Origin of the sequence: Kineococcus indalonis (assembly GCF_009906395.1) — a bacterium.
In the GTDB taxonomy this organism is placed as follows: domain Bacteria; phylum Actinomycetota; class Actinomycetes; order Actinomycetales; family Kineococcaceae; genus Kineococcus; species Kineococcus indalonis.
In genome coordinates, this window is the sequence record NZ_JAAALM010000364.1 from 1 (window position 1) to 4,232 (window position 4,232).

Sequence of the window (4,232 nt, forward strand, 5' to 3'; positions counted from 1 at the left end):
GGGTGGAGCGGTCCACGACGCCGTTGTGGGAGAGCAGGTGCCGCCGCGCCCCTGCTCCTGGAGCGCCACCTCACCCCCGACGTCCTGGTGCGCGCGCTGCGCGAGGACGTGCGCGCCGGCCTGACCGCGAGCCCCAAGACGCTGCCCCCGAAGTGGTTCTACGACGAGCGCGGCAGCCGCCTGTTCGACGAGATCACCCGGCAGCCCGAGTACTACCCCACGCGCCGCGAACGCGCCCTGCTGAGCGAGGTCGCCGGCGAGGTCGCCACCGCCACCGGCGCCGACACCCTCGTCGAGCTCGGCAGCGGCACCAGCGAGAAGACCCGCCTGCTGCTCGACGCCCTCACCGCCACCGGCACCCTGCGCCGGTTCGTGCCCTTCGACGTCGACGCCGTCGTGCTCGCCGAAGCCGGCTCCGCCGTGGCCGCCGAGCACCCCGGCCTCGCCGTGCACGCCGTCGTCGGCGACTTCGAGCAGCACCTGGGGCACCTGCCCCGCGGCGGCCGCCGCCTCGTGGCGTTCCTCGGCTCCACCATCGGCAACCTCGAACCCGCCGGGCGCGCGCGGTTCCTGCGCTCCCTCGCCGCGACCCTCGCCCCCGGCGACGCCCTCCTGCTGGGCACCGACCTCGTCAAGGACACCGCGCGCCTGCTCGCCGCCTACGACGACGCCGCCGGCGTCACCGCCGAGTTCAACAAGAACGTCCTGCGCGTCGTCGACCGCGAGCTCGGCGCCGACCTCGACCCCGACGACTTCGAGCACGTCGCGCTGTGGGTGCCCGAGCACGAGCGCATCGAGATGCGCCTGCGCGCCCGCCGCGCCCTGACCGCGAGCGTCCCCGCCCTGGACCTGCGGGTCTCCTTCGCCGCCGGCGAGGAGCTGCGCACCGAGGTCTCCAGCAAGTTCCGCCGCGAGGGCGTGCAGCGCGAGCTGGACGCGGCCGGGTTCGACCTGGCGCGCTGGTGGACCGACGCGCACGGCGACGTCGCGCTCAGCCTGGCCGTGCCGCGCGGCTGAACGGACCCGACCCGCCCCCTCAGTCCTCGAACGTGTTGAGCATGCTGTGCGCCGCGCGCTCCAGGTAGTCCCACAGCAGCCCGTGCTGCGCCGGCGGCAGGCCGAGGGAGTCCACGGCCACGCGCATGTGCGCCAGCCAGCGGTCGCGCGCGTCGGGGTTCACCTTGAACGGGGAGTGGCGCATGCGCAGGCGCGGGTGCCCGCGCTGCTCGGAGTACGTGGTGGGACCGCCCCAGTACTGCTCCAGGAACATCCGCAGCCGCACCTTGGCGGCGCCCAGGTCGGCCTCGGGGTACATGGGCCGCAGCACCTCGTCGGTGGCCACGCCGTCGTAGAAGGCGTCCACGAGGCGCACGAACGTCTCGTGGCCGCCGACCTCGTCGTAGAAGGTGATCGTCCCGCCGTCGGGTCCGGCGGGCTTGCGGCCCAGCAGGTTCTGCGGGCGCACGAGGGGCTTGTCGGGGCTCACGCCACCAGTGTCGCCCCTGCCGCGGACTGCTCCCGGCGCGCCGCCGCCTCCGCGGCCCGCTTCACGTTGCGCTGCATGCCGCCGAACACCACGTCGTGGAAGGGGCTGATCGCGGCCCAGTACGCCTGCCCGGCCAGGCCCTTGGGGTGGAACAGCGCGCGCTGGCGGAACAGGGTGCGCCCCACCGGGTCGCTCTCCACGCGCAGGTCCAGCCACGCCAGGCCCGGCAGGCGCATCTCGGCGCGCAGGCGCAGCAGCCGGTCCTCCTCGCGCTCCTCCACGCGCCACCAGTCCACCGCGTCGCCCACCATGAGGTGCTGCGGGTCGCGCCGGCCGCGGCGCAGGCCGGGGCCGCCGGAGGCGCGGTCCACCACCCCGCGCAGCGCCCACGCCATCGGCCACGAGTACCAGCCGCGGTCGCCGCCGATGCCCTCCAGCACCCGCCACAGCACGGGCGCGGGGGCGTCGACCACGGTGGTGCGCTCGTCCACGTAGAGGTTCCCGCCGGCCCAGTCGGGGTCGGAGGGCAGCGGGTCGCTCGGCGCGCCGGGCACCGACGCCGAGCTCCAGCGGGTGGTGACGTTCGCCTCCTGGATGCGCTCCAGCGCCAGGTGCACCGCCTCGCGGAAGCCGAGCAGGCCCTCCGGCGGGTCGGGCACGTACCGGGCGATGTCGTGCTCCTTGCACACGACCTCGTGCACCATGCTCTCCACCAGCGGCCGGGCGATCTCCTTGGGCACCGGGGTGACGACGCCCACCCAGTGGCTGGACAGGCGCGGGGACATCACCCGCACCGGCAGCACGTGCCGCTTGGGCAGCCCGGCGACCTCGGCGTAGCCGCGCATCATGTCCAGGTACGTCAGGACGTCCGGCCCGCCGATGTCGAAGGCGCGGTCCACGTCCGCCGGCATGTCCGCCGAGCCGACCAGGTAGCGCAGCACGTCGCGCACCGCGATGGGCTGGATGCGGTTGCCCACCCACTTCGGGCACACCATCGCCGGCAGCCGCTCCGTCAGGTGGCGCATCATCTCGAAGCTCGCCGAGCCCGACCCCAGGATCACCGCGGCGCGCAGCACCGTCGTCGGCACGGGGGAGTCCAGCAGGATCTCGCCGACCTCCCGGCGCGACTCCATGTGCGTGGACAGCTCCTCGCCCTCGGGGTACAGCCCGCCCAGGTACACCACGCGCCCGACCCGCTGCGCGGTCGCGGCGCGCGCGAACGTGCGCGCGGTGCGCCGGTCCTTCGCGGAGAACGCCGCCCCGCTGCTCATCGCGTGGATCAGGTAGTACGCCACGTCCACGCCCTCCAGGGCGGCGCGGACCGCGTCGGCGTCGGAGGCGTCCGCCCCGACGACCTCCACCCGCCCGATCCACGGGCGGTCCCGCAGCGCCTCGGGCCGGCGCGCCACCGCCCGCACCCGGAACCCCGCGGCCAGCAGCTCCGGCACCAGCCGGCCGCCGATGTAGCCGCTGACGCCGGTCACCAGCGCCAGCCGGCCCCCGCCGTCCCCGACCTCGTGGGCGTTCTCCAGCGGAGCCTCGGCCGGGGTGTCGTCGTACACGCGGCCAGTGTCAGCCCCGCCGCGCCGGCCCGCGACCCGGTGGGTGCGGCCGGTCGGCCCGGGTGCCGCCCCGGCCCCTCAGACGCCCCGCCGCACCGACCCCGGGTCCGCGCTCGCCGTGGTCTCGGCCACCACGTCCGCCTCGCTGGGCGGCGGCGGGTGCGAGCCCGCCGCGGCGGCCGGGTCCTCGGCGCCGGCCGGGGGCTGCGGCGCGCGGCGCTCGTCGTTGCGCAGCCACACCGTGCTCTGCGGGTAGGGGAACTCGATGCCCTCGGCGTCGAACGCGGCCTTGATGCGCCGGCGCAACTCGCGCTGCACCGCCCACTGCTGCAGCGGGGCGGTCTTGACCACCAGGCGCAGCACGATCCCGTCGGCGGCCATCTGCTCCACGCCCCACACCTCGGGGCGCTCCAGCACCAGCTCCCTCCAGTCCTCCTCCTCGGCGAGGGCGTCGCCCAGGCGCTGCAGGATGTCCTGCACCTGCACCACGTCGGAGCCGTAGGTGACCGACACGTCGAGGACGGCGCGGGCCCAGCCCTGGCTCTGGTTGCCGACGCGCAGGATCTCGCCGTTGCGCACGTACCAGACGGTGCCCTGCACGTCGCGCAGCCGCGTCACCCGCAGCCCCACGGCCTCCACGGTGCCGGTGGCGTCGCCGAGGTCGACGACGTCGCCGACGCCGTACTGGTCCTCGGCGAGCATGAAGAACCCGGACAGGAAGTCCTTCACGAGGGCCTGGGCGCCGAAGCCGATGGCGACGCCGGCGATCCCGGCGGAGGCCAGGAACGGGGCGATGGACACCCCGAGGACGTCGAGCACGGACATGACGGCGGCGATGCCCAGCACGAGCGTGGTGGCGCTCTTGAGCACCGAGGCGATCGTGCCGGCGCGCTGCTCGCGCCGCTCGGACAGCAGCGGGGAGGACTCCAGCAGGCCGTTCTGCCGGCCGCGCCCGCCCAGGCGGCTGGCCCCGGAGGCGATGCCCGCGGCGACGCGGTCGATGATCCGCAGCAGCAGGTAGCGGGCCACGAAGCACACCAGCAGGGCCAGGAGGATCTTCAGCGGCTTGTCGAGCAGGAAGTCCGCCGCGGTGCGGGCGGTCTCGCCCGCGTCGGCGGTGTCGGCGGCCAGCACGGCGGACAGGGCGTCGGTCACGGGGTCCCGGTGCTCCTTCTCTGTCGGGG

At 75.3% G+C, this 4,232-nt stretch carries 4 protein-coding genes; 1 reads left to right on the top strand and 3 read right to left on the bottom strand.

Translation table 11 applies throughout. The annotated features are described in order from the left end of the window. Window positions 1–51: 51 nt before the first annotated feature. Window positions 52–1,017, top strand: a complete 966-nt coding sequence (egtD, locus tag GTR00_RS15730) for an L-histidine N(alpha)-methyltransferase (RefSeq protein WP_166612538.1) — start codon at window positions 52–54, stop codon at window positions 1,015–1,017. A gap of 19 nt (window positions 1,018–1,036) precedes the next feature. Here the strand turns inward: egtD and GTR00_RS15735 are convergent, their stop codons facing one another. From GTR00_RS15735 to GTR00_RS15745, 3 genes are all read right to left on the bottom strand, one after another. Then, the gene (locus tag GTR00_RS15735; protein ID WP_166612539.1) at window positions 1,037–1,447 is read right to left on the bottom strand and encodes a globin; all 411 of its coding nucleotides are present in this window, start codon (window positions 1,445–1,447) and stop codon (window positions 1,037–1,039) included. A gap of 35 nt (window positions 1,448–1,482) precedes the next feature. Further along, window positions 1,483–3,048, bottom strand: a complete 1,566-nt coding sequence (locus GTR00_RS15740) for an SDR family oxidoreductase (protein WP_166612537.1) — start codon at window positions 3,046–3,048, stop codon at window positions 1,483–1,485. Between the two features lie 78 nt (window positions 3,049–3,126). After that, window positions 3,127–4,232: mechanosensitive ion channel family protein (locus GTR00_RS15745; RefSeq protein WP_323132524.1), on the bottom strand; the 1,106-nt coding region annotated here is incomplete at its 5' end.